The sequence below is a fragment of the Nitratireductor arenosus genome (assembly GCF_009742725.1).
Classification (GTDB): Bacteria; Pseudomonadota; Alphaproteobacteria; order Rhizobiales; family Rhizobiaceae; genus Mangrovimarina; species Mangrovimarina arenosa.
In genome coordinates, this window is record NZ_WPHG01000003.1 from 207638 (window position 1) to 234332 (window position 26695).

General features: G+C 65.7%; 29 protein-coding genes. 11 read left to right on the forward strand and 18 right to left on the reverse strand.

Going from position 1 to position 26695, the window contains the following annotated elements; all coding sequences use genetic code 11:
* The first annotated feature begins 25 nt into the window (after window positions 1-25).
* The 6 genes from GN330_RS13020 to GN330_RS13045 all read left to right on the forward strand — a co-directional run bounded on the left by GN330_RS13020 (window position 26) and on the right by GN330_RS13045 (window position 6927).
* Window positions 26-1390: a cytochrome ubiquinol oxidase subunit I gene (locus GN330_RS13020; RefSeq protein ID WP_156713130.1), complete on the forward strand. Its 1365-nt coding sequence runs from the start codon at window positions 26-28 to the stop codon at window positions 1388-1390.
* A 69-nt stretch (window positions 1391-1459) separates the two neighbouring features.
* On the forward strand, window positions 1460-2464 hold the full coding sequence (locus tag GN330_RS13025) for a cytochrome d ubiquinol oxidase subunit II (protein ID WP_156713131.1): 1005 nt from the start codon (window positions 1460-1462) through the stop codon (window positions 2462-2464).
* Between the two features lie 143 nt (window positions 2465-2607).
* On the forward strand, window positions 2608-4893 hold the full coding sequence (locus tag GN330_RS13030) for an efflux RND transporter permease subunit (protein ID WP_156713132.1): 2286 nt from the start codon (window positions 2608-2610) through the stop codon (window positions 4891-4893).
* Entirely contained in the window at window positions 4890-5408 is a 519-nt protein-coding gene (locus GN330_RS13035; protein WP_156713133.1) for a hypothetical protein, read from the forward strand. The genes GN330_RS13030 and GN330_RS13035 overlap by 4 nt, the downstream gene beginning before the upstream one ends.
* On the forward strand, window positions 5405-6319 hold the full coding sequence (locus tag GN330_RS13040) for a carotenoid biosynthesis protein (RefSeq protein WP_156713134.1): 915 nt from the start codon (window positions 5405-5407) through the stop codon (window positions 6317-6319). Before GN330_RS13035 ends, GN330_RS13040 begins: the two co-directional genes overlap by 4 nt.
* A 5-nt stretch (window positions 6320-6324) precedes the next feature.
* On the forward strand, window positions 6325-6927 hold the full coding sequence (locus GN330_RS13045; protein WP_156713135.1) for an SRPBCC family protein: 603 nt from the start codon (window positions 6325-6327) through the stop codon (window positions 6925-6927).
* A 27-nt stretch (window positions 6928-6954) separates the two neighbouring features.
* On the opposite strand, the gene sigJ is transcribed toward GN330_RS13045, so the two are convergent.
* From sigJ to GN330_RS13065, 4 genes are all read right to left on the reverse strand, one after another.
* Window positions 6955-7833 carry an RNA polymerase sigma factor SigJ gene (gene sigJ, locus GN330_RS13050; protein ID WP_156713136.1) on the reverse strand — a complete coding sequence of 293 codons (879 nt, stop codon included), beginning with the start codon at window positions 7831-7833 and terminating at the stop codon, window positions 6955-6957.
* 3 nt (window positions 7834-7836) lie between these two features.
* Window positions 7837-8388, reverse strand: coding sequence for a hypothetical protein (locus GN330_RS13055; protein ID WP_156713137.1), 552 nt, complete (start codon window positions 8386-8388; stop codon window positions 7837-7839).
* Complete coding sequence (locus tag GN330_RS13060) at window positions 8385-8777, reverse strand: hypothetical protein (protein WP_156713138.1); 393 nt, start codon at window positions 8775-8777, stop codon at window positions 8385-8387. Before GN330_RS13060 ends, GN330_RS13055 begins: the two co-directional genes overlap by 4 nt.
* 96 nt (window positions 8778-8873) lie before the next feature.
* Window positions 8874-9143, reverse strand: a complete 270-nt coding sequence (locus GN330_RS13065; RefSeq protein WP_156713139.1) for a hypothetical protein — start codon at window positions 9141-9143, stop codon at window positions 8874-8876.
* Window positions 9144-9499: 356 nt separating this feature from the next.
* Between GN330_RS13065 and GN330_RS13070 the strand changes: the two genes are divergently transcribed.
* Window positions 9500-9910, forward strand: coding sequence for a hypothetical protein (locus GN330_RS13070; protein WP_156713140.1), 411 nt, complete (start codon window positions 9500-9502; stop codon window positions 9908-9910).
* Window positions 9911-10071: 161 nt separating this feature from the next.
* Here the strand turns inward: GN330_RS13070 and proX are convergent, their stop codons facing one another.
* From proX to GN330_RS13085, 3 genes are all read right to left on the reverse strand, one after another.
* Window positions 10072-11109 carry a glycine betaine/L-proline ABC transporter substrate-binding protein ProX gene (gene proX, locus GN330_RS13075; protein ID WP_156713141.1) on the reverse strand — a complete coding sequence of 346 codons (1038 nt, stop codon included), beginning with the start codon at window positions 11107-11109 and terminating at the stop codon, window positions 10072-10074.
* A 73-nt stretch (window positions 11110-11182) separates the two neighbouring features.
* Window positions 11183-12103, reverse strand: coding sequence for an ABC transporter permease (locus GN330_RS13080; RefSeq protein WP_156713142.1), 921 nt, complete (start codon window positions 12101-12103; stop codon window positions 11183-11185).
* 38 nt (window positions 12104-12141) lie between these two features.
* The gene (locus GN330_RS13085; protein ID WP_156713143.1) at window positions 12142-13338 is read right to left on the reverse strand and encodes a quaternary amine ABC transporter ATP-binding protein; all 1197 of its coding nucleotides are present in this window, start codon (window positions 13336-13338) and stop codon (window positions 12142-12144) included.
* A 318-nt stretch (window positions 13339-13656) separates the two neighbouring features.
* Between GN330_RS13085 and lepA the strand changes: the two genes are divergently transcribed.
* From lepA to GN330_RS13100, 3 genes are all read left to right on the forward strand, one after another.
* Window positions 13657-15462: a translation elongation factor 4 gene (lepA, locus tag GN330_RS13090; RefSeq protein ID WP_156713144.1), complete on the forward strand. Its 1806-nt coding sequence runs from the start codon at window positions 13657-13659 to the stop codon at window positions 15460-15462.
* Window positions 15463-15855: 393 nt separating this feature from the next.
* Window positions 15856-16467 (forward strand): hypothetical protein, encoded by a 612-nt coding sequence (locus tag GN330_RS13095; protein WP_156713145.1) that lies wholly within the window; start codon window positions 15856-15858, stop codon window positions 16465-16467.
* Window positions 16468-16606: 139 nt separating this feature from the next.
* Window positions 16607-16816 carry a DUF1858 domain-containing protein gene (locus GN330_RS13100; protein ID WP_156713146.1) on the forward strand — a complete coding sequence of 70 codons (210 nt, stop codon included), beginning with the start codon at window positions 16607-16609 and terminating at the stop codon, window positions 16814-16816.
* Between the two features lie 35 nt (window positions 16817-16851).
* On the opposite strand, the gene GN330_RS13105 is transcribed toward GN330_RS13100, so the two are convergent.
* Entirely contained in the window at window positions 16852-17553 is a 702-nt protein-coding gene (locus tag GN330_RS13105; protein ID WP_156713147.1) for a Crp/Fnr family transcriptional regulator, read from the reverse strand.
* Window positions 17554-17685: 132 nt separating this feature from the next.
* Here GN330_RS13105 and GN330_RS13110 point away from each other — a divergent pair, with 132 nt between their 5' ends.
* Window positions 17686-18129: a pseudoazurin gene (locus GN330_RS13110; protein WP_156713148.1), complete on the forward strand. Its 444-nt coding sequence runs from the start codon at window positions 17686-17688 to the stop codon at window positions 18127-18129.
* Between the two features lie 220 nt (window positions 18130-18349).
* Here the strand turns inward: GN330_RS13110 and GN330_RS13115 are convergent, their stop codons facing one another.
* The 10 genes from GN330_RS13115 to nirK form a co-directional block, all read right to left on the reverse strand.
* Window positions 18350-19057: a NapC/NirT family cytochrome c gene (locus GN330_RS13115; protein WP_343040776.1), complete on the reverse strand. Its 708-nt coding sequence runs from the start codon at window positions 19055-19057 to the stop codon at window positions 18350-18352.
* 4 nt (window positions 19058-19061) lie between these two features.
* Window positions 19062-19553: a nitrate reductase cytochrome c-type subunit gene (locus GN330_RS13120; protein ID WP_156713149.1), complete on the reverse strand. Its 492-nt coding sequence runs from the start codon at window positions 19551-19553 to the stop codon at window positions 19062-19064.
* Entirely contained in the window at window positions 19523-22027 is a 2505-nt protein-coding gene (gene napA / locus GN330_RS13125; protein ID WP_156713150.1) for a periplasmic nitrate reductase subunit alpha, read from the reverse strand. The genes GN330_RS13120 and napA overlap by 31 nt, the downstream gene beginning before the upstream one ends.
* Window positions 22024-22290 (reverse strand): chaperone NapD, encoded by a 267-nt coding sequence (locus tag GN330_RS13130; protein WP_156713151.1) that lies wholly within the window; start codon window positions 22288-22290, stop codon window positions 22024-22026. Before GN330_RS13130 ends, napA begins: the two co-directional genes overlap by 4 nt.
* Complete coding sequence (locus GN330_RS13135) at window positions 22283-22492, reverse strand: 4Fe-4S binding protein (RefSeq protein ID WP_246188680.1); 210 nt, start codon at window positions 22490-22492, stop codon at window positions 22283-22285. The genes GN330_RS13130 and GN330_RS13135 overlap by 8 nt, the downstream gene beginning before the upstream one ends.
* Before the next feature lie 75 nt (window positions 22493-22567).
* Window positions 22568-22765: a periplasmic nitrate reductase, NapE protein gene (gene napE / locus GN330_RS13140; protein ID WP_156713153.1), complete on the reverse strand. Its 198-nt coding sequence runs from the start codon at window positions 22763-22765 to the stop codon at window positions 22568-22570.
* A gap of 116 nt (window positions 22766-22881) precedes the next feature.
* On the reverse strand, window positions 22882-24126 hold the full coding sequence (locus GN330_RS13145; RefSeq protein WP_156713154.1) for an NnrS family protein: 1245 nt from the start codon (window positions 24124-24126) through the stop codon (window positions 22882-22884).
* Window positions 24123-24530 (reverse strand): hypothetical protein, encoded by a 408-nt coding sequence (locus GN330_RS13150; protein WP_156713155.1) that lies wholly within the window; start codon window positions 24528-24530, stop codon window positions 24123-24125. Before GN330_RS13150 ends, GN330_RS13145 begins: the two co-directional genes overlap by 4 nt.
* 69 nt (window positions 24531-24599) lie before the next feature.
* On the reverse strand, window positions 24600-25475 hold the full coding sequence (locus tag GN330_RS13155; RefSeq protein ID WP_156713156.1) for an SUMF1/EgtB/PvdO family nonheme iron enzyme: 876 nt from the start codon (window positions 25473-25475) through the stop codon (window positions 24600-24602).
* Between the two features lie 77 nt (window positions 25476-25552).
* Entirely contained in the window at window positions 25553-26662 is a 1110-nt protein-coding gene (nirK, locus tag GN330_RS13160; protein WP_156713157.1) for a copper-containing nitrite reductase, read from the reverse strand.
* Window positions 26663-26695 lie beyond the last annotated feature (33 nt).

Sequence of the window (26695 nt, forward strand, 5' to 3'; positions counted from 1 at the left end):
GGAGGGAACGAACGCCGAGGTTGTGATGGACCCGCTTATTCTTTCGCGTATCCAGTTCGGTGCGAATATTTCCTTCCACATCCTGTTTCCGACGATCACCATCGCGCTCGGCTGGGTACTGCTTTTCTTCAAGCTCGCCTATACCCGCACCGGCGACGACGCCTGGATGCAGGCCTATTTCACCTGGGTGAAGGTGTTCGCGCTCTCCTTCGCGCTTGGTGTGGTGTCGGGCGTGACCATGAGTTTCCAGTTCGGCACCAACTGGCCGGGCTATATGGAAACGGTCGGCAACATCGCCGGCCCGCTGCTCGCCTACGAGATCTTGACCGCCTTTTTCCTCGAGGCGGTCTTCCTGGGCATCATGCTGTTCGGCTTCCGTCGCGTCTCCAACGGCATGCACACGCTGGCGACCTTTCTGGTCGCCTTCGGCACCACCATGTCGGCCTTCTGGATCCTGGCGCTGAATTCGTGGATGCAGACGCCAGCCGGCTTCGAGATGCGCGACGGCGTCGCCCACGCTATCGACTGGTGGGCGGTCGTCTTCAATCCCTCCTTTCCCTGGCGGCTGATTCATATGCTGATCGCCTCCGGCCTCACCGTCGCCTTCCTGATCGCCGCCTTCTCGGCCCTGCGTTATCTCCTCGGCGATCGCGCGGCCTCGATGCGCAAGGCACTCGCCACCGGCGTCGTCATCGGCGCGGTGCTGATTCCGGTGCAGATTTTCGTCGGCGACCTCCATGGCCTCAACACGCTCGAACACCAGCCGCAGAAGGTCGCGGCGATGGAGGCCAACTGGGAAACCCGGGCCAACGTCCCGCTCGTCCTGTTCGCGATTCCCGACGAGGTGACGCGAGAAAACCGGCTCGAGGTTGCCGTTCCCGGCGGCGCCAGTCTGATCCTCAAGCACAGTCTCGACGGGATCGTGCCCGGCCTCAACGACTATGTCGGCAATCATCCGCCGGTATTCGCGGTGTTCTGGGCGTTCCGAATCATGGTCGGGACCGGCCTTTTGATGCTCGCCGTCTCGTGGGCCGCGGCCTGGTGCCTGTGGCGCCGACGCGAGCTGCCCAAGCCGCTCTTGTGGCTGATGGTGCCGATGGGCCTGTCGGGCTGGGTCGCCACGCTCGCCGGCTGGTACACGACCGAGATCGGCCGCCAGCCCTGGCTGGTCACCGGGGTGCTGAAGACGGCCGACGCCGTCGGTCCCGTCGCCGGCACGCATGTCGGCTTCACGCTCGCCGTCTATCTGGCGCTCTATGCCGTGCTATTGATCGTCTATCTCGGCGTTCTGGTCCATCTCGCCCGCAAGGCGGCTGCCGAGGGCGATCCCGAGCCGGCGCCCGCTGCCGCCGACAGGGCCTTGTCGCAGCCGGCCCGGCCGGCGGAATGAAGGAGGCTTCGATGACAGCGCATTTCCGCCATCCCGCCTCGCCACATAGTCACGAAAGAGGCGACGATCATGAGCTTTGACTGGCCGACCGCGTTGCCGCTGATCTTCGCCGGCCTGATGGGCCTGTCGATCCTGATCTATGTCGTTCTCGACGGGTTCGATCTAGGCATCGGCATCCTGTTCGCCGTTGCCGCCGACCACGAAAAAGACACTATGATCGGCGCCATCGGCCCGTTCTGGGACGCCAACGAGACTTGGCTGGTGCTTGCCGCCGGCCTGCTGCTCGTCGCCTTCCCGCTCGCACATGGCGTCATCCTGACCGCGCTTTATTTGCCGGTTTTCGCCATGCTGGTCGGGCTGATCCTGCGCGGCGTCGCTTTCGATTTCCGCGCCAAGGTGCCGGTTCATCGCAAGGGGCGCTGGAACGTGTTGTTCTTCGCCGGCTCGTTGATCGCCGCCCTGTCCCAGGGCTATATGCTGGGCGTTTACGTGCTGGGTCTGCGCGAGGGGATCGGCGCGATCGGGTTCGGCTTCCTGGTGGCGCTATGCCTGGCCGCGGCCTATACGGCCATGGGCGCGGCCTGGCTGATCTACAAGACCGAAGGCGCCCTGCAGGAAAAGGCGGTTCGCTGGCTGCGTTCGGCGCTTGTCCTTACCGTGCTCGGCATGGGGGCGGTATCGCTCGCCACGCCGCTCGCCAGCCCGCGCATTTTCGAGAAATGGTTCGCGTTTCCGGCCATGCTGTGGCTGGTGCCGCTGCCGCTCGCCACGGCGGCGCTGTTCTTTTTCCTGTGGCGTCGGGCCTCCGCCCTTCCGCATCCGCAGGATCGCCACGCGCTGCTGCCATTTTGCACGCTGAGCGTGATCTTCGCGCTCGGTTTTGCCGGGCTCGCCTATTCCTTCTATCCCTATGTGGTGCCCGAAAAGCTGACGATCTGGCAGGCGGCCGCCGCGCCGGAGAGCTTGGCCATCATCCTGGCCGGAACACTGTTCGTGTTGCCGGTGATCATTTTTTACAGTCTCTATGCCTATCGCGTCTTCGGCGGCAAGGCGACCGATCTCTCCTACGATTGATCGTCCCAAAGTGAAGAAACCGAGCCTGGGAGGAGGTTTCTTCCCGTGCCTGCTTGATCCTGCCACCCCGCCCCCCTTAAGCTTCCCGACGGGCGAACCGTAGGGTGCGGCATCTGGCGTGAGCCGGATGCGGCAAAGGGTGTATGGGGAAAATTGCAGGCAGCCGGACCATCGCGCTTCTGGCCGTGTCGTGGCTGGTTCTGCTTCTGGCCGACCTTGCCGCGCTAGTCGGCATCGCGCGGCTCGATTTCGATGACGGTCTGAAGGACGCGTTCGTCTCCGACAGCGCCTGGTACGCCGACTACAACCGCTTCGCCGATCGTTTCACCCAGACCGACGGCGACATCGTGGTTCTGTTCGAAAGTGCGGATTTCGCGCGCCCGCGGGCGCTGACCGGTCTGTCGGATTTCGTGCTCGAGGCGGGTTTCGTCGACGGTGTCGCCTCCACCATCTCGATCCTCACCTTGCGCGGTCCTCCCGGCCCGGACGGCGCGGCAGATCCGCTGGTGCCGGCCAACCTGCCGGATCCCGACACGCTTGCCCGCCTGCTGGACGACATCGCCGCCGGCGCACCGGGCGCGGCGGCGCTTTTGTCGCCGGACCGGCGGCTGGCCGCCGTGCTCGTCAGCCTTGCCGACGGCGGCCGCAGCCTTCAAGGCGCCCGCACCGTAATTGTCGAGTTGCAAAACCTCGCGGCCGAGGTCGCGCGCGACGGCGAACTCGGCTTCTCCGTGACGGGCATCACGCCTTTGCGCGCGGCCGTCGTGGACGGACTCTACCGCGATATCGTCGTTCTGACCGGCATCGGGATCGTTGCCGGCTTCCTCGTCTGTCTGGTGGCGCTTCGATCCTTGCCGCTGGCGCTTCTGACCACCATGCCCTCCGCGACCGCGATGATCTGGACGCTCGGCGTCTTCGGTGCGTTCGGTTTCCGGATCAATATCGTTACGGTCGCCCTACCGGTGCTGATCCTCGTGCTGTCCTTCACCGATAGCCTGCACCTGACCTTTGAAGTCGGCCGCAGGCTTCATGCCGGCCGGCCGCCTCATGCCGCGCTCGCGGATGCGGTGCGCCGCGTCGGGCCTGCCTGCGCGCTCGCCTCGATCACCACGGCGATCGCCTTCGCCGGGCTGACCTTTTCCGGCTCGCTCATCATCCGCGACCTTGGCTTTGCCGGTGTCATCGCCGGCATGGCCTCCCTGTTGGCGGTGCTTTTCGCGCATCCGCTGTTGTTTGCCACCGCCGGTCGGTTTGCCGATCTTGCCGGACTTTTCGCAGGCAATCGCGGCACGCCGCCGGCCCTGTTCGACTGGCAGGCCCTGCCGCGACTGGCGCTCGCCCGTCCGCTGCCGGTCGCCGCCGGCGGGCTCGTTCTGCTTGCTGCCGCGATCGCGGTCTATCCGACCATCGAGCCTGTCCATTCACTGCGCGAGAACGTGGCCGCCGGCAATCCCGTCATCGTCGCGCTCGACCGCGCCGATGTCGGGCTCGCGCCGGTCAACGCGGTCGACATTCCCGTGCACCTTGCCGCCGGCACGCAGGGCGGCCTCGACGCGGATGCTCTAGCGCGCGTCGAAAAGGCGCACGGCGCCGTCGAACGAGCCGTCGCGGACGGAATGGTTTTGTCGCTGGCCTCGCTCGCCCGCCAGATCGGCGACGTGCCGGCAGCCGATAAGGCGGTCCGGCTGCGGGCGCTTCTCGCCCGCATGGACCACAATCAGCGCGCCCGCTTCGTGTCGGGGGACGGCGAATGGGCGCTGGTGCGGCTCCACACGGCCGACAATGGCGGGCGCGCCACCCGCGATCTGACCGCCAGACTCGAAGGCGCGCTGGCGCGGGCCGATCTGCGCATCGGCACGGAAATCGCCCGCCCGACCGGCTTCCTTGCCATGTCGGCCTTCGTCAGCGCCGAGATGATCACCGATCTGAACTACTGTTTCCTGATCGCCGTCGGCGCGTCGGGGCTGTTGACCGTGCTGTGGTTCAGGAACTGGCGCTACGGACTGATAGCACTGGTCCCCAATCTGTTGCCGATCGCGCTGGTCGGCGCCTGGCTCGCGCTCACAGGCCGAGGGCTGCAGTTTGCCTCCGGCGTCGCGCTCACCGTCGCTTTCGGCATCGCGGTTGACGACACCGTCCACGTTTTGAATCGGCTTCGGTTGAACGCGCCGGCCGGCGCCCCGTTCGACCCCGATGCCATCCGCCGGTCGATGGAGGAGGCGACGCCGATCCTCGTCGTCACCACGGCGGTGCTGTCTTTCGGCCTGATCGGCACCTTCCTGTCGACCGTGCCGACCGCAGCTTACTTCGGCGCACTGTCGATCGTTGTGCTGGTGCTGGCCGTCATCGCCGACCTCGTCGTCCTGCCGGCCTGTCTCGCGCTGTTTCATCCGCGCCGGCTGGCAATGGGCGAGGGTCGGCCGGCATGAGGGGGCTTTGCCTGGTCGCCGGCGCGGTCGCCCTGTTCTTACCGGCGGCGGCGGTCGCGTCGCCGCTCGACACATTGATCGGCGTCTGGCGCGGCAAGGGTATGGTCCGCGAGCGCCCCGGCGCGGCCCTGGAGCGCGCGGCCTGCAGGCTGACGGCCCGTTCGCTCGATGCCATGCGGATTTCGGTAACCGGCCGCTGCGGCACGGCTGGCGGCACGGCACGGTTTTCGGTTGCGCTTCGGAAACGGGCGGGTGGGCGCATCGATGCCGTCGTCTCCTCGCCGTCCCTGCCCGGCGACATCAACTATGCCGGCACCGTGTCCGGCAGTCGCCTCATCCTTGGTGCGACCGCGCCGCTGGACATTGACGGCGTGCATTACGCCTCGCGCGTTGTCTTCGCGTTCGCCGACACCGATCGCTTCGTCATGGTCGAAACCGCAACACGCGCGGCCGACGGCGAAAAGCAGATATTCTTCGACATGAGCTACAGGCGCGAGGGAGAGGCCCGACCGTGAAAACCGTCGCGACCCCGACGATATGTCTGGCGCTGGCCTTCGCCGCCTGGGCGGGCAACGCGCTTTATGCCGCCGGCGAGCCAGGCGGAGAGCTGAAATACTGGTCTCCCGCCCTGGTGGCCGGCGCTATGATCGCCTTTTTCGTGATCCATGGCCGCCAACTCTATTCCGGCAGGCAGTTGCTCGCGTTCGCGGTGACGGTCTTCCTCGTCGGCTGGTTCTTCGAGACCGTCAGTGTGCTGACCGGTTTTCCCTTCGGCAATTACCACTACACCGAGTTGATGGCGCCGTTTCTGGGCCATGTGCCGGTCTCCGTCATGCCGGCCTATTGCGTGATGGGGTATGTCTCGTTTTCGATGGCCCGTATCCTGTTGAACCGCATCGGCGGGAGGCCCGACGCGATGCTTCGCTTCGGCGTGCCGGTTGTGGCCTCGCTGCTGATGGTGGCGTGGGACCTGTCGATGGACCCCTTGCGCGCCACGATCGAACAGCGATGGGTCTGGCTCGATGGCGGTCCGCATTTCGGTGTGCCGGTGGAAAATTACTTCGGCTGGGCCTTCGTCACCTGGATCATGTTCCAGGCTTTCACGCTCTTTCTGGGCCGCGGCGCGGCAAACAGGCTTGTCCCGCCTTCGGCCGAAACGGTGCGTTACTGGCTGTCGGTGCCGGTCATCTATCTCGCCTTCGCGGTCGAATATGTCCTCAACCCCGTCTTCGGCGCGACGGGCGCGCGCGCGGTAGCCGTCAACGGCCTGGAGATACCGGTAGCCGAGATCGAGGCGGAGATCGCGTTTCTGACCGCCACGACCATGATCCCCCTCGCTTTCCTCGCAATCGCCAGGTTGCGGCGCGCGTTGGTCCGATCGCGCGCCGGCTTTGGCGACGATGCCGTCTTCAGGCGCAAGGGTTAGGGCCTGTGGCATACGGACCCGAGAAACCCGATTTCGATGTGGAAACGCATTGGCGGCTGGAGGCGCGGCCGGAGGAACTGACCGCGATCGTGCTCGATCCGGAGCTCATCCACCGCTGGTGCCCGACCGTTTTCATGGGCTCCGAACTGGTCGCACGCGGCCGCGTCGACGGTCTCGGCATGACCATCAGGCTCTACACCAAGGGTTTCCTGCCCCATTCCTTCTTCTTTGTGGCCCGCATCGCCGATCTTGTTGCGCATCGGTCGATGACGATCGCGGTCACTGGCGATTTCGACGGCACGGGCTTCCTGTCGGTCGAGCCGCGACCCGGCGGCATCTGCATGGCCAGTTTGCATTGGCGCGTGCGTGTTGCCCACCCCTATGTCGGACGCTTCGTGCGCGTCTTTCATCCCGTGCTGGTGGCCAACCATAAATGGGCGGCGCGGCGTGCCCATCGCCTCCTGCAGGAAGAGGTCTTTCGCCGCCGGCGTCTGTCCAGCGCCTTCGTGCGGGCAAAGCCGACCTTCCCGCATAATCTCGCCCTGTTCCAGGCCTGGCAGCGTCGCCGCGCCGCCCATCGCGGGTGGCGCACGCCGAAGGCGGAATGATCGGCGACCCGGTTGTCAGCCAGCCGGTCACTCGCCCGCCAGCCGGGCGAGCTTGTCGGGATTGCGCACCATATAGACGCTCTTGATCTTGCGCACCGCATCGAGGTCGAAAACCAGCGTCTGGTCGAGCCTGCCGTCGATCGTCACCAACAATCCGGGCTGACCGTTGATCGGCGCGTGCCGCACTGCGATGTGTCCCGCATGGCTTGTCTTTTGCCCGATGCCGACCAGGAAGCGGCCGACTGCATCCGCCCCCCGGATCGTCCGGAGAGCGGCAAGCACCTTGCCGCCGCCGTCGCTAACCAGTTCGGCGTCTTCGGCCAGCAGGTTTTTGAGCCGGGCCGGATCACCTTCGTCGACCGATATCCGGAAGGCCGCGACCAGCCTGTCCACCTCCTCGCGGCTTGGCTGAAAACGCTGGCGTGCTTCCGCCAGGCCGGCGCGGGCCCGCGAGGCGAGCTTGCGGCAGGCCGCCGGCGAGCGCGACAGCGTGTGGGCGACCTCCTCGAAAGGCAAATCCCACAGATCGTGCAGGAAATAGGCTGCGCGCTCGGCCGGCGAAAGCCGTTCAAGTGCCCGCATGACGGCGAAGGAGATGTCGAGCGCGGCGTTGTCCTCGGCTTCGAAGGAGGCATCGGTAACCGGTTCCGGAAGCCATTCGCCGACATAGGTCTCGCGCCTGGCGCGGGCTGATTTCATCCGGTCGAGGCAAAGCCGGGTGACGATGGTCGACAGCAGCCCCGCCGCCTGCCTGACCTCGCGCGCACCGTCGAAGCGCAGCCAGGCTTCCTGCACCACGTCCTCGGCATCCGCGACCGAGCCCAAATGCCGGTAGGCGAGCCTGAGCAAGCGCGGCTTATGTTCAAGAAACGCGCTGAGGCGCTCCGCATCCGCTTGGTCGTTCATCGCCTATCCCGTTGTCTTCGAACCGCGGTCTTCACCAGAGCCGGCCAGCAATCTCGTCAGCACCGGCTCGCAGGCCGCAGCCTGGCCCATACCCCGCTTGAGCAGCGGGTAGAATTGGCCCGCCATCACCGCGACCGCAAGCCCGGCCGCCGCCCGCTCCCCGAACCGGGCTCGGATCTTGGCGACGGTTTCCGGCAGATCGACGGCATTGTCGCACACCCCGTCCGCAAGTCGCACGGCAAGCGCCACCGTCGCGTCCGCCTCGCCATGTCCGAGCGCGGCGAGCACGGTGTCGCGGTCGGCGCCGTCCTCCTGCGCCATGGCCGCCGCAAGCCCCAGGCACGGCCCGCAATCGGCGCGCATCGCGCTTCTGATCTTGGCCGCATGGTAGGCCTGTTTTGGCGCACCGAAATCGTGGGTCAGGAATTGGCTCGCCAGCATCAGCTTGAAACCGGCGGCCGTGTCGGCAGTGACGATCTCGCGCATATAGCCGCTGTCGTAGTCATATTTTCGTTCGAAGCTGTCGATCAGCCGTCGCAACAGCGCCTTGATCATGTCCGCGCCTCCCGCAGCCGATTTTTGCGCGCCAAAAGCGCGATCGCCAGCGGGGCCAAGCCTGGCACGACGATGGTCGCGATGTCGCGCGCGCCGGCGAATGGCGCGATACCGTGCAACATCATTTCGGCGAGGTGCAGCATCGCATGGCCGCCGAGGAAGACGGCCCCGGGCCAGATCGCCGCGGCCGCGCCGCCATTGCGCGCCGCCAGTGCCAGCGACAATGCCGCTGCCAGGAAGCCGAAGCCGATATCACGCACAAAATGGGTGTTCAGCGGGCCGGTATGGGTGACGTCCGGTACGCTCTGGTACCAGAGGTCCGGGAAGGCGAGCATGAACAGCCCGTTGGCCGCCTGATAGATCGCGACAAGAAAAAGAATGTTACGCATGATTGCACCTCCTGCCGGACAAGACGAGCCGGCGGGGTGGTGTGTGACGCGCGGTGAGGAAAATATCGGCGCTTGGCACCCCGACCGCCCGCAAAATCAGAAATATTGGCGTGGCTTCATCACCGGCACCTCGAGGCGAGCCGGCGGGGTGGTGGCCTCCTTGCGGCGCTGCAGATTGAAACGCTGTCGCTTTCTTTCGAACGCGCGCCGTCTCCGCTCGGCTTCCAGAACCTCGCTTTCGGTGTGGCGGCCTTCCTGTTCGAGGCGCTGCCGCTCGGCCCTGATCTGCGCGTCGCCGTCGATGGCGAGCGCGGATTCCATGCCGCCGCACGCCACGCCCGCCGCGACCAGCGCCGCCGCGAGCACTCTCGGAATCCCTGGTATCGGCGTCCGCTTGTCGGAGATCATGTCGTCAATATAGGTCGCTCGTCAGCCGCCGCCAGCCGATGCCGCCGGCCGCACGGGATCACAGTCGGCCGCCGTCTGCGATCCGCCACGAAGAAAATTGGGGTGATCGCCTGATGTCGCCGCAGTCCCGTCTCGACTAGCTTCCCTAGCGTCAAGAGCGGGTCGCCGGGACCCGCCAGCGTTACCCGCTCAGGCGCCTCGCGGCCGGCGGAGACCGCGCAACAGTTCCGGCGCCGCGCCACCCGCGCGGCAGCCGCACAGGGGTAGGGACGAAGACCGCGAAAATCGAAACCGCATTCGAAAGGAAAGACGCTATGTCACCTATCAGCAGAAAATTCGCCGCTGCCATGGTCGCCCTCGCCGCCGCGCTTGCCGGCGCCGCTCTGACAGCCGGTCCCGCCATGGCCGCCGAGGGCTGCAAGAAGGTCTACCTCAAAGTCGTCAACCAGACGGGGGCCCGGATCAAGGTCATCGACCTCGACTACTGGGATCCGAGCTCCAATCGATGGCGTTCCGAGCCAACCAAGAACGAGGTCATTCCCAACGGCCAAGTCTGGCAGGAGACGCGGAGGCTGGAACGGGTCAATGCCGAGCGTACCCGCCTGCGTGTGGAATACCGGCTGCCCAAGTCGAAGGGCTTTGGCAAGTGGGGCAAGAAGAAGAAGGGCTATTCCGGTTATGCGACCTGCACGCATGGCAAAGCCTATCAGGTGGTTCTGCGCTAGCTGCGCAAACACCCAACACCGCCTGCCTGTCGGCTGGTCGATCATGAAGGGACGGAGGGCATCGCGCCGGCCTGATTGCCGCGCGCGATGCCTTGCCGCCGAAAACAGAAAAGCGGGCCGGCCGGCCCGCTTTCCTTGGCTATCGGTTTGTGGCCGAGCGCCTACGAGCCGTTGCGCGCGGCGTCGAGCCAGCCGTCGACCTTGTCGCGGTTCTGCTCGATCCACTCGGCCGCATGCGCCGCGATGTCCTCGGGGTCGCCTTCACCCTCATTCATGCGCGCGTTCTGCGCGAAGATGGCCTCGAGCGGGATGCTGACCTCGGTGAGCAGCGCCCGCACGGCGGGGTTCTTCTCCAGGAACGCCGTATTGGCGACCGGCACGATGTCGTTGGCCGGGAAGCCGAGCGTGCACGGGTCGTCGACGCAGCCCTGCACGCCCTCGAGCGTCGCGGCCTCTTCCAGATCGGCCATGTCGTCCGGCAGGTTGACTTCCGGCACCTCGATCCACATCACGTCCTTGCCTGGCGCGAGTTCATTGACCGTCCAGTTCGGCGTCCAGGTATAGAACAGGATAGGCTCGCCCTGTTCGTGGGCGGCTACCGCATCGGCCATCGAGGCGGCGTAGCTGGCCTTGATCGGGTTCACGTGGTCGCGCAGCGCGTAGGCGTCCATGTGATGTTCGATATTGACCTCGCAGCCCCAGCCGGGCGGGCAGGCGACCAGATCGGCGCGGCCGTCGCCGTCACGGTCGAAGGCCTCCTTAACCTCGTCGCGCTTGAAGTCGTCGAGCGTCTTGATGTCGAACTTCTCGACCGCCGCCTTGGAGACAAGGTAGCCCTCCAGCGCGCCGCCCTTGGCGACCGCGCCGACGATTTCGGCCGAGCCCTCGAAGGTTGGCTTGTAGGTGTTGTGCAGCGGGAACCAGCCGTTCACCCAGAGGTCGACGTCGCCCTGCGAGACCGCCTGATAAAACGGCGGATTGTCGAGCGTGGTCGGACCATCGACCGTGTAGCCGAGCTCCTCCAGGAGCTGTTTGTAGACCGCCGCGTGGAACCAGCCCGTGTCCCAGGTAGCCTGAGCGAAGCGCACGGTCGTGCCTTCGCCCGGCATCTCCTGGGCCGAGGCCGCCAGTGGCGCCGCGAAGATCGCCGCGGCGGATACGCCGCCGATGAGCAGTTTCCTGAATGTGGATGTCTTCATGTCGAAGCCTCCTTGGTGGTTTGCATGAGCCTGCGTGGGCAGGACTTTCCGGTTCGGTCCTTGCGACCGACCGTCAGGCTTCGCCGTCGCGCCCGGAGCGCTTCGGCGAAAACAGTGTGGCGAGGGTGGCTCTGAGCGACGTCTTGCGCATGCGCGCCGGCTCGCCGAGGGATTGCGTGATACGATCGAGAATGATCGCCAGGAGCACGATGCCAACGCCGCCGGCGGTCGCGTTGCCGACGTCGAGACGACCGAGGCCGGTGAACACCGTCAGGCCGAGCCCGCCGGCGCCGATCAGCGCCGCGATCACGACCATCGACAGGGCCAGCATCAGCGTCTGGTTGAGGCCGGCCATGATCGTCCTGAGAGCCAGCGGGAACTGAACGTCCCAAAGCATCTGCCAGCGCGTCGAGCCGAAGGACTGCGCGGCCTCGACCAGGTCGCCGCGCACATTGCGGATGCCGAGATTGGTCAGGCGCACGATCGGCGGCAGCGCGAAGATGATCGTGGCGATGATGCCGGGCACCATGCCGACGCCGAACAGCATCACGATCGGCACCAGATAGACGAAGGACGGGATCGTCTGCATGATATCGAGGATCGGGCGCAGCACGGTCTGGAAGCGGTTGCTGCTTGCCGCCGCGATACCGATCGGGATGCCGATGACCGTGCAGAAAAGCACCGCCGTGACCACCATAGACAGCGTCGTCATCGTCTCCGGCCACAGGCCGATCATGTCGATGAAGGCGAGTGCGATCAGCGTGAATATGGCGACGCCGCGGCCGGCGGTCCGCCATGCGATCAGCGCCAGAACCAGCGTGAAGGCGATCATCGGCACGGCGTTGAGAAAACCGTCGAGCCCGTTCAGCACCTGTGTGATCGGCCATTGCAGCGAGCGGAAGAAGGGCCTGAAATTGGGAACAAGCCAGTCGCGTACGAAGCTGTTGACCCAGTCGGCGAGCGGAATCGTAAGGATGTCGGAAGGGCTGAACATGCGCGCCTCCTCGATTGGTCGGATGGGAGAAAAACTGCTTAGGCGGCGGTCGGTGTGGCGAGCTTGCCGAACACGTCCTGCGGCGCCACGACGCCGGCCAGTTTGCCCTGGCGGTCAATGATGGCAATCGGCAGGCCGCCCTCTGCGAGCGGATAGAGCTCGAACAGCGGTGTCGTGCGTCTGGCCTTCGGAAAATCGGTGATGATCGCCTCGCGCAGCGCGCCGCCATTGTCGCGTATCGAGGCGGCAAGATCGCGATAGGCGACGGCGCCGAGGATCGCCTTGCCGTCGATCACGTAGAGCGCGTCGCGGCCAAGCGCCTCCATGCGCGCGATCGCGCTTTCGGCGGTGTCGCGTCCGATTTCGAGCGCCTCGGCCGCTGTTGCGACGGACGCCGCGGTGAAAACGCGCGATCGGTCGATGTCGGCGGTGAAGGCGGCGACATAATCGTTGGCCGGGTTGTCGACGATTTCTTCAGCCGTGCCGACCTGCACGAAGCGGCCGTCCTTCATGATGGCGATGCGGTCGCCGAGGATCATCGCCTCGTTGAGGTCGTGCGTGATGAAGATGATGGTTTTCTTCAGCGACCGCTGCAGCTCGAGCAGTTCCTCCTGCATGTCGCGGCGGATCAGCGGGTCGAGCGCCGAGAAGGGCTCGTCCATCAGCAGGATTTCGGCTTCCGAGGCGAGGCCGCGGGCGAGACCCACGCGTTGCTGCATGCCGCCAGAAAGTTCGTCCGGATAGCTGTCGGCATGGGCCTTGAGGCCGACCTGGTCCAGCGCCGCTTCCGCCTTCTTGCGCCGCTGATCGGCGCCGACGCCCTTGACCTTGAGTCCGTAGGCGACGTTGTCGGCGACCGTCATGTGCGGAAACAGCGCGAAGTGCTGGAACACCATGGCGATCTTCGAGCGGCGAACCGCGCGCAGCGCCTTACCGGAGCAGTTGGCAACGTCGGTATCGTCGATCAGCATTTTTCCGGAGGTCGGCGCAATCAGCCCGTTGATCATTCGTACCAGGGTCGATTTGCCGGAGCCCGAAAGTCCCATCACCACGAAGATCTGGCCTTCGCCGACCTTGAAGCTGGCGTCCTGGACACCGATCGTGTCGCCGGTCGCCTCGAATATGGCGTCCTTGCTTTTTCCCTGTTTCAGGAGTTGCAAAGCATCGTGCGGGCTGGTGCCAAATACCTTGAAGATCGATCTAGCTTCGACTTTGATTTTCGTCTCGTTGGGCAACAAACTTCTTTCTACGCGGCAGTATCTAAATGGCTCGTGCAAAATAAAACATCTCTCGCCGCGATCAGATACTGATTGCGGTGAGGGTGTAATCTATCTGGAGCTTGTCAGGCCAACCTAGTGCAGCTTGGCCTGCGCGACAACCCCCATGCGCCCCGAATATGCCGAAACTCTAATTCGTGCGGAAAGACCGCGGCACGTCGGCATGCAAGGCAGGTCGCAAGCGGTGTCCGCCTGCGCGCCCGCCGCCCACATTGTCGTCCGCGCGCCATATTCCGGCTTTGCCTTTGCGCGTACCCCTGATAAATGCCCGCTATCATGAGAACACCCCTTTCCCGCATCCGCAATTTTTCGATCGTCGCGCATATCGACCACGGCAAGTCGACGCTCGCCGACCGGCTGATCCAGTCGACCGGCTCGCTCGAGCAGCGCGAGATGAAGGAGCAGGTGCTCGACGCCATGGATATCGAGCGCGAGCGCGGCATCACCATCAAGGCCAACACGGTCCGGCTCGAATACGACGCCGCCGACGGCGAGCATTACGTCTTGAACCTGATCGACACGCCCGGCCATGTCGATTTCGCCTACGAGGTCTCGCGATCGCTCGCCGCCTGCGAGGGCTCGCTGCTGGTCGTCGACGCGTCCCAGGGCGTGGAGGCGCAGACGCTGGCCAATGTCTATCAGGCGATCGACAACGACCACGAGATCGTCGTGGTGCTCAACAAGGTCGATCTGCCGGCCGCCGAGCCCGAGCGCATCAAGGCCCAGATCGAGGAGGTGATCGGCCTCGACGCCTCCGACGCGCTGGAGATATCGGCCAAGACCGGTCTCGGCATCGCCGAGGTGCTGGAGGCGATCGTCAAGCGCTTGCCGCCGCCGAAGGAGGGCGACGCGGCCGCCCCCTTGAAGGCGATGCTGGTCGACAGCTGGTACGACGCCTATCTCGGCGTCATCGTTCTGGTGCGCGTCATCGACGGCGTGCTGAAGAAGGGCCAGCAGATCCGCATGATCGGCACCGACGCCAAATACCAGGTCGACCGCGTCGGCGTCATCACCCCCAAGCGCGTCATGGTCGACAGTCTCGGCCCCGGCGAGCTCGGCTTCATCACCGCCTCGATCAAGGAAGTGGCCGACACCCGTGTCGGCGACACCATCACCGAGGAAAAGCGCCCGACGGCCAAGCCGCTGCCCGGCTTCAAGCCGGCCCAGCCGGTGGTGTTTTGCGGCCTGTTCCCGGTCGACGCCGCCGATTTTGAGGATCTGCGCGCCGCCATGGGCAAGCTGCGCCTCAACGACGCCTCGTTCTCCTTCGAGATGGAGACTTCGGCCGCGCTCGGCTTCGGTTTCCGCTGCGGCTTCCTCGGCCTTTTGCATCTGGAGATCGTCCAGGAGCGGCTCGAGCGCGAATTCGACCTCGACCTGATCGCCACCGCGCCCTCGGTCGTCTACCGGCTGAACCTGACCGGCGGCGAGGTGCGCGAGCTGCACAATCCCGCCGACATGCCCGACGTGGTCAGGATCGACCATATCGAGGAGCCGTGGATCCGCGCCACCATCCTCACACCGGACGACTATCTCGGCGCGATCCTGAAACTGTGCCAGGAACGGCGCGGCATCCAGGTCGATCTCGCCTATGTCGGCTCGCGCGCCATGCTGACCTACGACCTGCCGCTCAACGAGGTGGTGTTCGATTTCTACGACCGGCTGAAATCGATCTCCAAGGGTTATGCCTCCTTCGACTATCAGTTGACCGATTACCGCGAGGGCGATCTGGTCAAGATGCAGATCCTCGTCAATGACGAGCCGGTCGACGCGCTGTCGATGCTGGTTCACCGCCAGGCGGCCGAAAAGCGCGGCCGCGTCATGTGCGAAAAGCTCAAGGAGCTGATCCCCAAGCACATGTTCAAGATCCCCATCCAGGCCGCGATCGGCGGCAAGGTGATCGCCCGCGAGACCATTTCGGCGCTGAGGAAGGACGTCACCGCCAAATGTTATGGCGGCGACGTGACGCGCAAGCGCAAGCTGCTGGAAAAGCAGAAAGAGGGCAAGAAGCGCATGCGCCAGTTCGGCAAGGTCGAAATCCCCCAGGCGGCGTTCATCGAGGCGCTGAAGATGGGGGATTGAGCAGCCGCCGCGCGGGTTTGTCGCGTAGGGGTAGGCCGGGCGTTGGTATCTCCGCCGCGTCATCCCGGAAGGCGTGACCTGTCCGGGACCCATTCCGCGCTCTTTACGCCGCTCACGACCGTTCCGAATGGCCTCCGGATTAAATCCGGGATGATGACCGGGACTTGCCGCAGCGGATTACGGCCGAGGCGGGCCCTTGCGAACGTGGTGGGCGCCGTGACCCGTGAACGACATAGGCCGGCCAATGCCGCAAGCCGGACCTGCCGCAAGCAGCCGAAGCCGATCGTGAACGCCGGATAAACGGTGCTTCAGCCGCGGTTCAGCCGAACGCCGCCATTCTGTCTTCCGGGAGCCACAGCGTGATCCCGCCCGGAGGAGAACGGAGGAAAACCCATGACCCGCCTGCTTATGAGAACGAGTGCCGCGGCCCTGCTGGCCGTGTTTGCCGTCGGCAGCGCCCATGCCGGCGCCCGCATCGACAAGATCGGCATCGCCCGCGAGGGCATCGATTTGGCACCGGTCCACGTCCGCGCGACCCAGGACGGTTACGCCGGCTTCGCGAACAACAGTCATCGCTTCACCGTGCGCCTGTTCGCCAAGGGCCGGGGCAATAACAACATCCATCGCGTCGGCATCGGCAATCGCAACGGCATGGACCTGATCGAGGTTACCGCAGGCCGCTGGCATTATACGCAGCGCACGCCCGACGACGGCTGGGGCGTCTACAAGACCAGCCGCAGCTTCACCGCCGACATGAGGCAGGTCGACTGGGTGGTCACCCCCGGCAAGCTGTGCCGCGACAATCTCGACCAGCGCGTGCGCGCCGGCATGGCGCGTTCCCAGGTGCTGAGCCGGGAATGGACCTTGTCTGCCAAGGCGGTGTTGCGGTTTTACGCCGCCGCGTCCTCGCCGTCGAAAATCCGCAACGGCCGCGTCGCCGGCAATTCCGAACAGCGCATAGCGACGCTGTTCTACCCGGTCAATGTCGTTTGCCAGGCGCACTGAGTGCGGTCGGCACCGCCGCCCGCCTTTCGGCTTGCTGTTTGCGTCAGCGCAACGAGCCTTGCCGCGCGCCATGGTCTGCTGCCTCCTGGGAAACCGTTCGCCGCGCGGCGACGGCTTTGGCAATCAACGGACGTGCACAATGGCAAGGACCCCGCATATCGATCCCGACATGAGCGTCGACGAGATCATGCGCCGCTGGCCGCCAACGATCGCCGTGATGATCCGCCACGGCATGTTGTGCGTGGGCTGCCCGATCGGCGGCTTTCACACCGTCACCGACGCCTGCCGCGAACACGACGTCGAGGAAGACCGTTTCGTGCGCGAGCTGGAGGCCGTCATGGGCGCCTGAGGCGCGGCACTGACCACGGGTGCGCGCCTTCGATCTCAGTCCCGGCGCCGGTGCTCGGCCACCAGCATCAGCCCGTGCGCGTCGGTCACCACCACTTTCTGGCGCCCGCTGCGCACCAGGCCGCGCTGCTCCCATGCGCTCAGGAGACGGCTCACCGTATGCAGCGTGGTGCCGGTCATCTCGGCGATGTCCTGGCGGGTGATCGGAAAGTCGATCTCGATCCCGTCCGCCGCCTTGCGCCCGGCCTGTTTGACCAGCCGCAACAGCGCGTGGGCGATGCGCTGCTCGACCTGTTCGGTCGACATCTCCATCACCTGCGCCTGGGTTTCCTGCAGCCGCGCGCCGATCGTTTGGTAGGCGCTGGCGCCGAAGGCGGGAAACAGCGTCTGCAGCTCCGCCCATTCGCGGTTCGGCCACGCCAGCGCCACGCAGTCGACCGCGGCAACCGCGCTGGCGGGAAAGGTGGTGCGCCCCATGGCGACGGCGATGCCGAACAGTTCGCCCTCGTTGATGTAGCGCGCGATCACCTGGTGGCCTTCCGGCGAGGTGCGCACCACGCGGATATGGCCCGACAGGAGAAGATAGAAGTTCTCCGCCTCGGCCCCTTGCGAAAAGATCTCGCTGCCCTTGGCGTGGCGGGCCGAGCGGGCATATGCAAGGACGCGGTCGAGCGCCTGGTCCGAAAGCCCGCGAAAGGTCTCAAGCCCCGCAATCAGTGTCCTGTCGAGTCCCGTCATGCCGACCTCATCTGTCCCGCGGCTTTTCTAGCGCGTGTTTGTCAAAGCGCAAACTCGCCTTGCGTCGGTTGTCGTATCTGCTTGGCAACGGTCGCGACAGACCGTCCACCTCCCAGGAAGAAAGGAAAGACGATGAAAAAGCGGATTGTGATCATGGCCCTGGGCGCCGTCATCGCCATCGCCGGCGCGGCCGGCGCGGCCGAATACGAGGTCAAGATGCTCAACAAGGGCGAAAAGGGCGCCATGGTGTTCGAGCCCGATTTCATACGCGCCGCGCCCGGCGATACGGTACGCTTCGTGCCGGCCGACAAGGGCCACAACGTCGAAACGGTCAAGGGCATGCTGCCTGAGGGGGCCGAGGCGTTCAAGGGCAAGTTCAACGAGGAAGTCGTGGTCACGCTCGACAAGCAAGGTGTCTACGGCGTCAAATGCGCGCCGCACTACGCCATGGGCATGGTCGCGCTGATTGAGGTCGGCGAGCCGGCCAATCTCGACAAGGCCGGGGCGGTCAAGCATCCCGGCAAGGCCAAGAGCGTGTTCGCCGAGCTGTTCGGCCTCGCCGTCGCGGCGAATTAAGACATGATCCCGAAAAGTGGCTGCCGGTTTTCGGCGGGCGCCATCGTTCGAACAAGTGCCCGCGATGCCGTCGTGGGGCCGCTTGAAAGCGTCGCGCCATAGCGGTGGCGGAGGGGTGGCTTCCCGCGATCCGCCGGAAGTCGGGGGTGGGCAAGCGTCGCGGCGGGGCGCATGCCCGCCTTTTGCGTGCCGCGCGGCGGGCGGTGCGAGCCGCGATCGTCTACTCCATGTGGGCCGATCCCGGCAGTGGCGGATGCCAGGCGTGGGCAATGCGGTCAAGCGCGCCGAACGCGTCATCGTCCGCGCGGCCCTGCAGTTCCGGCGGCACCTTCCAGCCCGGATCGACGCCCCTCATGTCCGGCAACTCGTGGGCGATGCCCTTGTGGCAGTCGATGCAGGTCGCATCGCCCGATAAGAGGTAGCGCGTATGGATCCCGGCCGCCCGTTCTGTCTGGCGCGACAGATCCATCGCGACCTCGGAATGGCAATTGCGGCATTCCAGGCTGTCATTGGCCTTTAGGCGGGCCCATTCGCGCTGGGCGAGATCCAATCGCTTGTCGAGAAATTTGCGCCGCGTGTTGATGGTGCCGAAAATCTTGCCCCACACTTCCTTCGAGGCCTGCATCTTGCGGGCGATCTTGTCGGTCCACTCGTGCGGCACGTGACAATCGGGACAGGATGCACGTACGCCGGAGCGGTTGGAGAAATGGACGGTCCGCGACAGCTCCTCGTAGACGTTGTTTTCCATTTCGTGACAGGAGATGCAGAATTCTTCCGTGTTGGTCAGTTCCAGCGCAGTGTTGAACGCACCCCAGAACATTACTCCGCCGACGAAGCCGCCAAGGGTGAGAAAGCCGAGACTGAGCGATCCGGCGGGTGAGGAAATGATATGCCAGGCATGCAGCACCAGCGCCTTAAACCGGCCCACCACCTTATTCGTCTCCCGCGTGTTCGACGCCGAGATCGATCATGTCGACGAAGTCACTGTCGACGAGCGGGGCGACATCGGCCTGGGGCACATGGCAGGCGGTGCAGAAATAGCGCCGCGGCGACACGTCGGCCAGCATCTGGCCCTCGCGCGTCATATAGTGCGTGACGCTGATCATCGGCGCGCCGGAGCCCTGCGTGAACTCGCGCTTGTGGCAGGACAGGCACCGATTGGCGTTGACCGAGAGCTGGTAGCCTTCGATCGAGTGCGGGATGATCGGCGGCTGTTCGGGATAGGCGCGCATCTTGCGTACATCGTCGACGATCCACTTCGGCAGCGGCTCGGCCGGCACCACCGCCATCGGCGGCTGCGGACCGGTCAATGCCGGCACCATCTGGGCGATCGCCGTCGTTGCTGTTGCGAGCACGACCAACGCGGCCGCGATGGAAAGCCCGTGCCGGCGCGTCAGGCGACGGATACGATCTTGACGGCGCATTTCTTGAAATCCGTTTGCTTGGAGATGGGATCGGTGGCGTCGAGGGTGACCTTATTGATAAGCTGGCTGGCGTCGAACCACGGCACGAAGATCACGCCCGCCGGCATGCGGTTGCGGCCGCGTGTCTCTACCCGCGAGCGGATTTCTCCGCGCCGCGAGATGATGCGGACCTCCGCGCCCTGGTTCAGGCCCCGCTCGCGTGCGTCGGCGGCGTTCATGAAGCAGCGCGCGCCCGGAAACGCCTTGTAGAGTTCGGGCACCCGCATCGTCATGGAGCCGGAATGCCAGTGTTCGAGCACCCGGCCGGTGACCAGCCAGATGTCGAATTCCTCGTCCGGCGCCTCGGCCGGCGGTTCATAAGGCACGGCCAGAACCACCGCCCGGCCGTCGGGACGACCATAGAATTTCACGCCCTCGCCGGGCCCGACATAGGGGTCGTAACCCTCGCGGTAGCGCCATAGCGTTTCCTTGCCGTCGACCACCGGCCAGCGCAGGCCACGTTCCTGATGGTAGCGGTCGTAATCGGCCAGGTCGTGTCCGTGGCCACGACCGAAGGCGGCATATTCCTCGAACAGCCCCTTCTGGATGTAGAACCCGAAATCGCGCGCTTCGTGGTTTTCGTAGGCCGGATCGAGCGCGTCGAGCGCAAAACGGTCGACATTGCCGTTTTGAAACAGCACCTCGAACAGCGTCTTGCCGCGATAGGCCGGATTGTCGGCCAGGATGTCGGCGGGCCAGACCTCGTCGGTGGTGAAGCGCTTGGCGAACTCGGCCAGTTGCCACAAATCCGAGCGGGCCTCTCCGGGCGCCTGCACGAGTTCGTGCCACACATGGGTACGGCGCTCCGCATTGCCGTAGGCGCCTTCCTTCTCCACCCACATCGCGGCCGGCAGGATCAGGTCGGCGGCCAATGCCGTGACGGTCGGATAGGCGTCCGACACCACGATGAAATTGTCCGGATTGCGATAGCCTGGATAGGTTTCCTGGCTGTTGTTCGGTGCGGCCTGCAGGTTGTTGTTCACCTGGATCCAGTAGAAATTGAGCTTGCCGTCCTTGAGCATGCGGTCCTGGAGCACGGCATGATAGCCGGGCTTGGCGGGAAGCAGACCGGACGGCAGCCTCCATATCTCCTCAGCCCGCGCGCGATGCTCGTCATTGGTCACTACCAGGTCCGCCGGCAGGCGGTGCGCGAAGGTGCCGACCTCGCGGGCGGTTCCGCAGGCCGAGGGCTGGCCGGTGAGCGAGAACGGGCTGTTGCCGGGTTCGGCGATTTTTCCGGTCAAGAGATGGATGTTGTAGACCATGTGATTGGCCCACACGCCGCGTACGTGCTGGTTGAAGCCCATCGTCCACAGCGACATCACCTTCCTGTCGGGATCGGCATAGAGCTCGGCCAGTTCCTGCAGGAAATCCGGCTCCGCGCCGGAGAGTTCCGATACCATGTCGAGCGTGTATTCCGATACCAGTGCCTTGAAGGCGTCGAAATCGACCGGCTCCATCCTTCCCGGATCGTCCGCGCCGGTCGCAGCCTGCTCCAGGGGATGCTCGGGCCGCAATCCGTAGCCGATATCGGTCGCTCCGCGCATGAAGGTGACATGATCGCGGACAAAGGCCTCGTTGACGCGTCCGCTCTGGATGATGTGGTTGGCGATGTAGTTGAGGATCGCCAGGTCGGTGCCGGGCTTGAACACGATCGGGATGTCGGCCAGATCCATCGTCCGGTGCGTGAATGTCGACAAGACCGCGCAGCGCACATGCGGGTGGCCCAGGCGGCGGTCGGCGAGCCGCGTCCACAGGATCGGGTGCATCTCCGCCATGTTCGAGCCCCACACCACGAAGGCGTCGGCATGCTCGAAATCGTCGTAGCAGCCCATCGGCTCGTCCATGCCGAAGGCGCGCATGAAGGCCACCGCCGCCGACGCCATGCAATGGCGGGCGTTCGGGTCGAGATTGTTGGACAGGAAACCGGCCCGCATCAGCTTGGAGGCGGCATAACCCTCGAAGATCGTCCACTGGCCCGAGCCGAACATGCCGACCGCCGTCGGGCCCTTCTCGCGCAGCACGGTCTTGAGCCGCTCGGCCATGACGTCGAAGGCTTCGTCCCAGGAAACCGGCTCGAATTCGCCCTCCTTGTCATAGACGCCGTCGCGCTTGCGCAGGAGCGGCGTCGTCAGCCGGTCGGCGCCGTACATGATCTTGGACAGGAAGTAGCCCTTGACGCAGTTGAGGCCGCGATTGACCTCGGCCTGCATGTCGCCATGGGTGGCGACGACCTTGTTGTCCTTCACGCCCACCATCACGCCGCAGCCGGTACCGCAGAAGCGACAGGGCGCCTTGGACCAAGTGATCTGGAGCGCATCGACGCCGCCGGGCACCGGCTGCGCCGCGGCCGGCAGGGCGATGCCTGCGGTCGACGCCGCGATGGCCGCCGCCTGGGCCTTGAGAAGGTCGCGCCGGTTCAATGTGCTGGTCATGTTTCGACGACTTCCTCTTTCTCGATATGCTCGAAGACAAGATTGGCGCTGACCACGCCGTCGAGCGCGGCGATGTTCGTCAGCCGGTCGCCCAGTTCGCGCGCACCGGCTCCTTCCAGGATCACGACAATGCGGTGGTCTTGATGCGCCGGTATCTCGGTGCCGTCCATGTTTGCGATCGCTGCCATGACCGAGGTCGCCCAGCCGGGCAGAACCGTCACGACGGCGCTCGAAATGTGATGGTAGTCGTGCCGTTCAGCCATGGCCGGCCTCCGCGATGCCGATCGCGCCGACCGGACACAGGGCGACGCAGGCTCCGCATCGCGTGCAGGCATCCTGGTCGATTGTGGGGCGGAACGGGCCGCCGTGCTGCGGGGTGAAGCGGATGACGTCGTCGTCGCAGGCGTCGCGGCAACTCATGCAGGCGATCCCGGCCAGGGTCAGACAGTCCGGGCCGATAGTCAAGCGAGCCGCCGTATCCCGCGATCCGGTCGCGGTCAAAAAGGCCCTGCGCGACAGATATGCCGGTGCCATACTGATTCAGCCCCCTGGCGGGCCGGGCGGCCCGAACACGATTTGCCACATCCACACGAGGAAGCCGTAGCCGCCCACGACGCCGACGGCGACGCCCGGCCAGATACCGAAAGCCAGCACGAGAAAGGCCAACAGCTCCTTGCGGCGGTTCGCGGTCGGATTGGCCGCGGAGGCGATGTCGTTGGTCGGTTTGTCCGGGTTCATGATCCCCTCATGTGCCGTGGACGTGTGAGGCCGTGTGAAGGACCCCCTCGAGACAGGTTAGCGTTTGCGAACGCGCGGGCACAACCGGGTTTCTCCCGGATAGTTGAAAATTCATGTCAACCCTTGCGTGCCCGGCACAGGATCGGGCCATAACGGGCCGCAAACAGCAGGAAGGCCAGGCTCCAGAGCGCGCCGCCGGCCGTCAACAGCGCCAGGTAGTGGGTGTCGGAGAACGGGGCGGCCACGCGCAGCAGCGCACCGGCGCTGACGGCGGCGTAGATGGCCAGCGTCCAGCCGTCGGCCTCGATCGCGCGCCCGGTATGGCCGAGGCTGGCGCGCGTCATCACGGCGAGCGTCATCGTGCCGACCGCGCCGGCCGTCAGCGCGTGGATCGCCGCGCCCGCCGGCAGGCCGGGGACAAGGATCGACGTCCCGAGGAGAAGCACCGCCGCCGCCAGCCAGCCGTAACCCAGATGGAGCACCAGCACGATCGGCTCGCGCGCGGCGAGGTCGCCGCGCCAGCGCAACAGTCGCGCGGCGAGCAGCAGGCCGGCAAGCAGCAGCAAGCCGCCGGTCGCCTGAAGATCGGGCACCGCGACCCAGGCCGCGACGGCCGCGACGGTTGCTGCCAGCGCCGCCTTGTCGACGATCCCGAACGAGGCCGGCAGCCGCCTGTCGCCGTTCCTGGCCAGCCAGTTGCGGGTGAAGCTCGGTACGATCCGTCCGCCGATCAGTGCAATCAGCACGGTCGCGACACCGAGCGCCAGCCGCAGGCCGGGCGCGGCTGCCGAGATTTCGAAAGTGCCGGTGTGGTGCAGCCCGTTGGCGAGCGCGAACAACGAAAGCATCGTCGCCACGGGTGCGTTGCGCCAGTTTTTCCCTGCCGCCACCTCGCGCCAGACCGCCGCCGCCAGCGCGACGGGAAAAGTGAGATCGGCCGCCATGGCAATCAGCGGGTCGTCTATGGTCAGATTGGCGGCGCGTCCGAGAAACCACAGCCCGACCAGGCCGGCAAGCGGCCCGCCGCTCAGCGGCAGGCGGCCGGTCCAGTTGGGCACCGCCGTCAGCACGAAACCGGCTATCACCGCGCCCAGATAGCCGAACAGCATTTCGTGCACGTGCCAGTCGAGCGCGGCAAACGGTCCGGCCGGCGACCATCCCGTGCGGAACATCCAAAGCCATGCCGGAATGGCCAGGCCGGCATGCAGCGCCGCCAGCAGGAAAAACGGTCGGAAACCGTAATGCAGCAGCGGCAGCGTGGAGGGGATGCGTCCGCGCCCGTCGCGTCCGTCCTCGCCGCTGCTGCGCCGGCGCCGCAGCACCGATCGGTCGGTCGGCCCGTGCTGTTCCAAAACCGTCATTGCGTCAGTCCCGGTTTTGAACGGAACCGGCGCCGCGCGCACAGGCGCGCGGCCGCCGCGCCATGGGCGGCGAAGTCACCGATATCGTCGAACAGGTCTCCGATCTCGGAAAAAGCCGTCCGGTCCGGCTCGTCCGGCTGCAGGGAATTGAGCTCGTCGAGCAAGGTCGTCACCAGCACGATTGCGTCGCGCATCTTGCGTGCGTCGCTCAGCGCCGCGGCACGGGTGGCGACGTCGTCCTCGGCGCAGATGCGCGCCAGGATCGCGTCGGCGCGGGCGCGGCAGCGGCAGTCGAGCTCGGCTTCCCGGAGCCCTTGCCGCAGGCGTTCGATGGCGGAGCGTTCGCCCGCCAGCGCCTCTGGCGCGACGGGCGGTGTTTGCATCGGGCGTTTCGGCGTGACCATGGCAGCCTCCTTACGGGGTGGCCGGACGGCAAAACTGCCGTCGCGACGGTGTGCTGCGCCGGCGGTTCGTCAACGCACCAGCGCCTTCAGGCGGGCAAACCAGCCCGGCGTGTCGTCGCGCACCAACCGAAAGCCCAGATTGTCGGGCGGCGCGCCGACGGCGCAACCGCCGCTTTTGCCGTCCCGCACGAAATCGGACATGTAGGTCCGGTGCCGGCCTTCGGCGACGTGGACGCCGCAATTCTCGGTCGTGCGTTCGACCGTCGCAAGGTCCGTGTCGAGCGTCACGCGCGTGTAGCATGTCGACGTCCATTCCCAGACATTGCCAGCCATGTCCCGCACGCCGTGCGCGTTGGGGCCGTAATGGCCGCGCGGCTTGGGCTGCGGGTCGGGTTCGCGCCGCGCCGCGGCTTCCTCCTCGTAGCGGCGGATCCAGGCCATTGCGGGATTTTTGGGATCGTCGGCGACCGCGAACGGATCGCCGGCGAACCGCTCGCCTGCCGCGAACGCCCATTCGGCCGCGCTCGGCAGGCGCCAGGTCTCACCGGTGACCTGGGAATACCAGGCGGCATAGGCCGCGGCGTCGAGATAGCTGACACCCGTTACCGGAATTTCGGCCGCGTGCGCGGAAGGCGCACCGTCGGCGGGGCGGCACGCGCCTGCCGCCACGCATTCATCGTAGGCGGCGAGGCTGACTTGGTTGGCCATGATGTGCAAGGTACGGTCGAAGCGAACCGTCTTGCTCGGAGCCGCGGCTGGCCGGCCGGCTGCGAGGAATTCGCCGGGCAGGGGAAAGTCGATCGCGCCGGGAGCGATCGCCACCGTCTCCACCGCGGCCGGCGCCGGACCTGACGTCGATCCGGCCCAGTCGACCAGACCGATTGCTGCCGGCACGGCCACCGCTGCGACGGCTCCGATGATGGCTTCGGCGACATGGTGCGGCATGGCGTCTTCTCCCGAAAGCCATGGCCCGGCGCCTGTGCCGGGCCATGGCGACTGGCTTTTTTTTGCGCAGCGTCAGGTCAGTTGGTCGGGATCGGTCCCGGGGCTTCGACCTGCTTCATCAGATCGTCGTTCCACTCGCCATCGACCACGAAATGGGCGGTGGCGCCGAGTTCGACGGCTTCGATCAGGTTGTGGTTCACATAGGCGTAGACGCCCGGCTGCAGGAAGGTGTAGAGCGCCGCGCCCGCCGATCCGCCGCGGATGAACCAGGTTTCCAGATTCTTGGCCGGCGGATTGTCGAACTTACCCTCTTCCCAGACGAAGTCGCCATGGCCGCCGATCAGGTGTGGCCTTGTGTCCCGGTTGGCCTGGGAGTGGACGATCATCACGGTCTCGCCGACCTTCGAGCGCATGGCGTTGTCGCCGGTGAGCGCTCCCTTTGCGCCGTTGAAGACCACATGGGTGGGCACCAGCCCGCGCATCACCTCGACCGTGTCGGCATAGGATTCGCCGGGGCTATCGTAGCTCTTATAGGCCCCGGTTTCGTCGCGCGGCACGTAGAAGTCGTTTTCGCCGACATAGTAGAGCTTGTCGTAGGTGACGCGCTCGCCCTTCTCGTTCTTCAGCCCGTCGCGCGGCAGCACCATGATCGTGCCGCTCATGCCTGAGACCACGTGCCAGGGGATCATCGCGCCCTCGGGGGCGCAATGGTAGACGAAGGTGCCCGACCGGGTCGCCTTGAAGCGCAGCTTGACCTGCTCGCCGGGCATGATCAGCGTCAATGCCCCGCCGCCGAGCGCGCCCGTGGCGGCGTGGAAATCGATATTGTGCGGCAGGGAATTGCTGGCCGCGTTGATCAGCGTGAGCTCGACATAGTCGCCCTCATGCACCACCATCATCGGTCCGGGAATGGAGCCGTTGAAGGTCATGCCCTGAAGGGTCGTGCCCTCGTCGTCGATGACGACCGGCTTTTCCTCGATCGGCAGCACGAACTCGACCACCTTGGGTCCGCTTGTGGCGACCTGCTCGTGCGCATGCACGAATGGCGGCGCGACCAGCGTGACCTTTTCGCGCGGCAAGGTGGCAATGTCGGCGCCGCTGGTGCTGGCGACCGCCGTCAGCGGGGGCATCGCGGTCAGCGCCGCCGTGGCGGCCGCGCCCATCAGTGCCTGGCGTCGCGTGAACATTTTTCAATCTCCTTATGGAACTTCGGTGTTGAT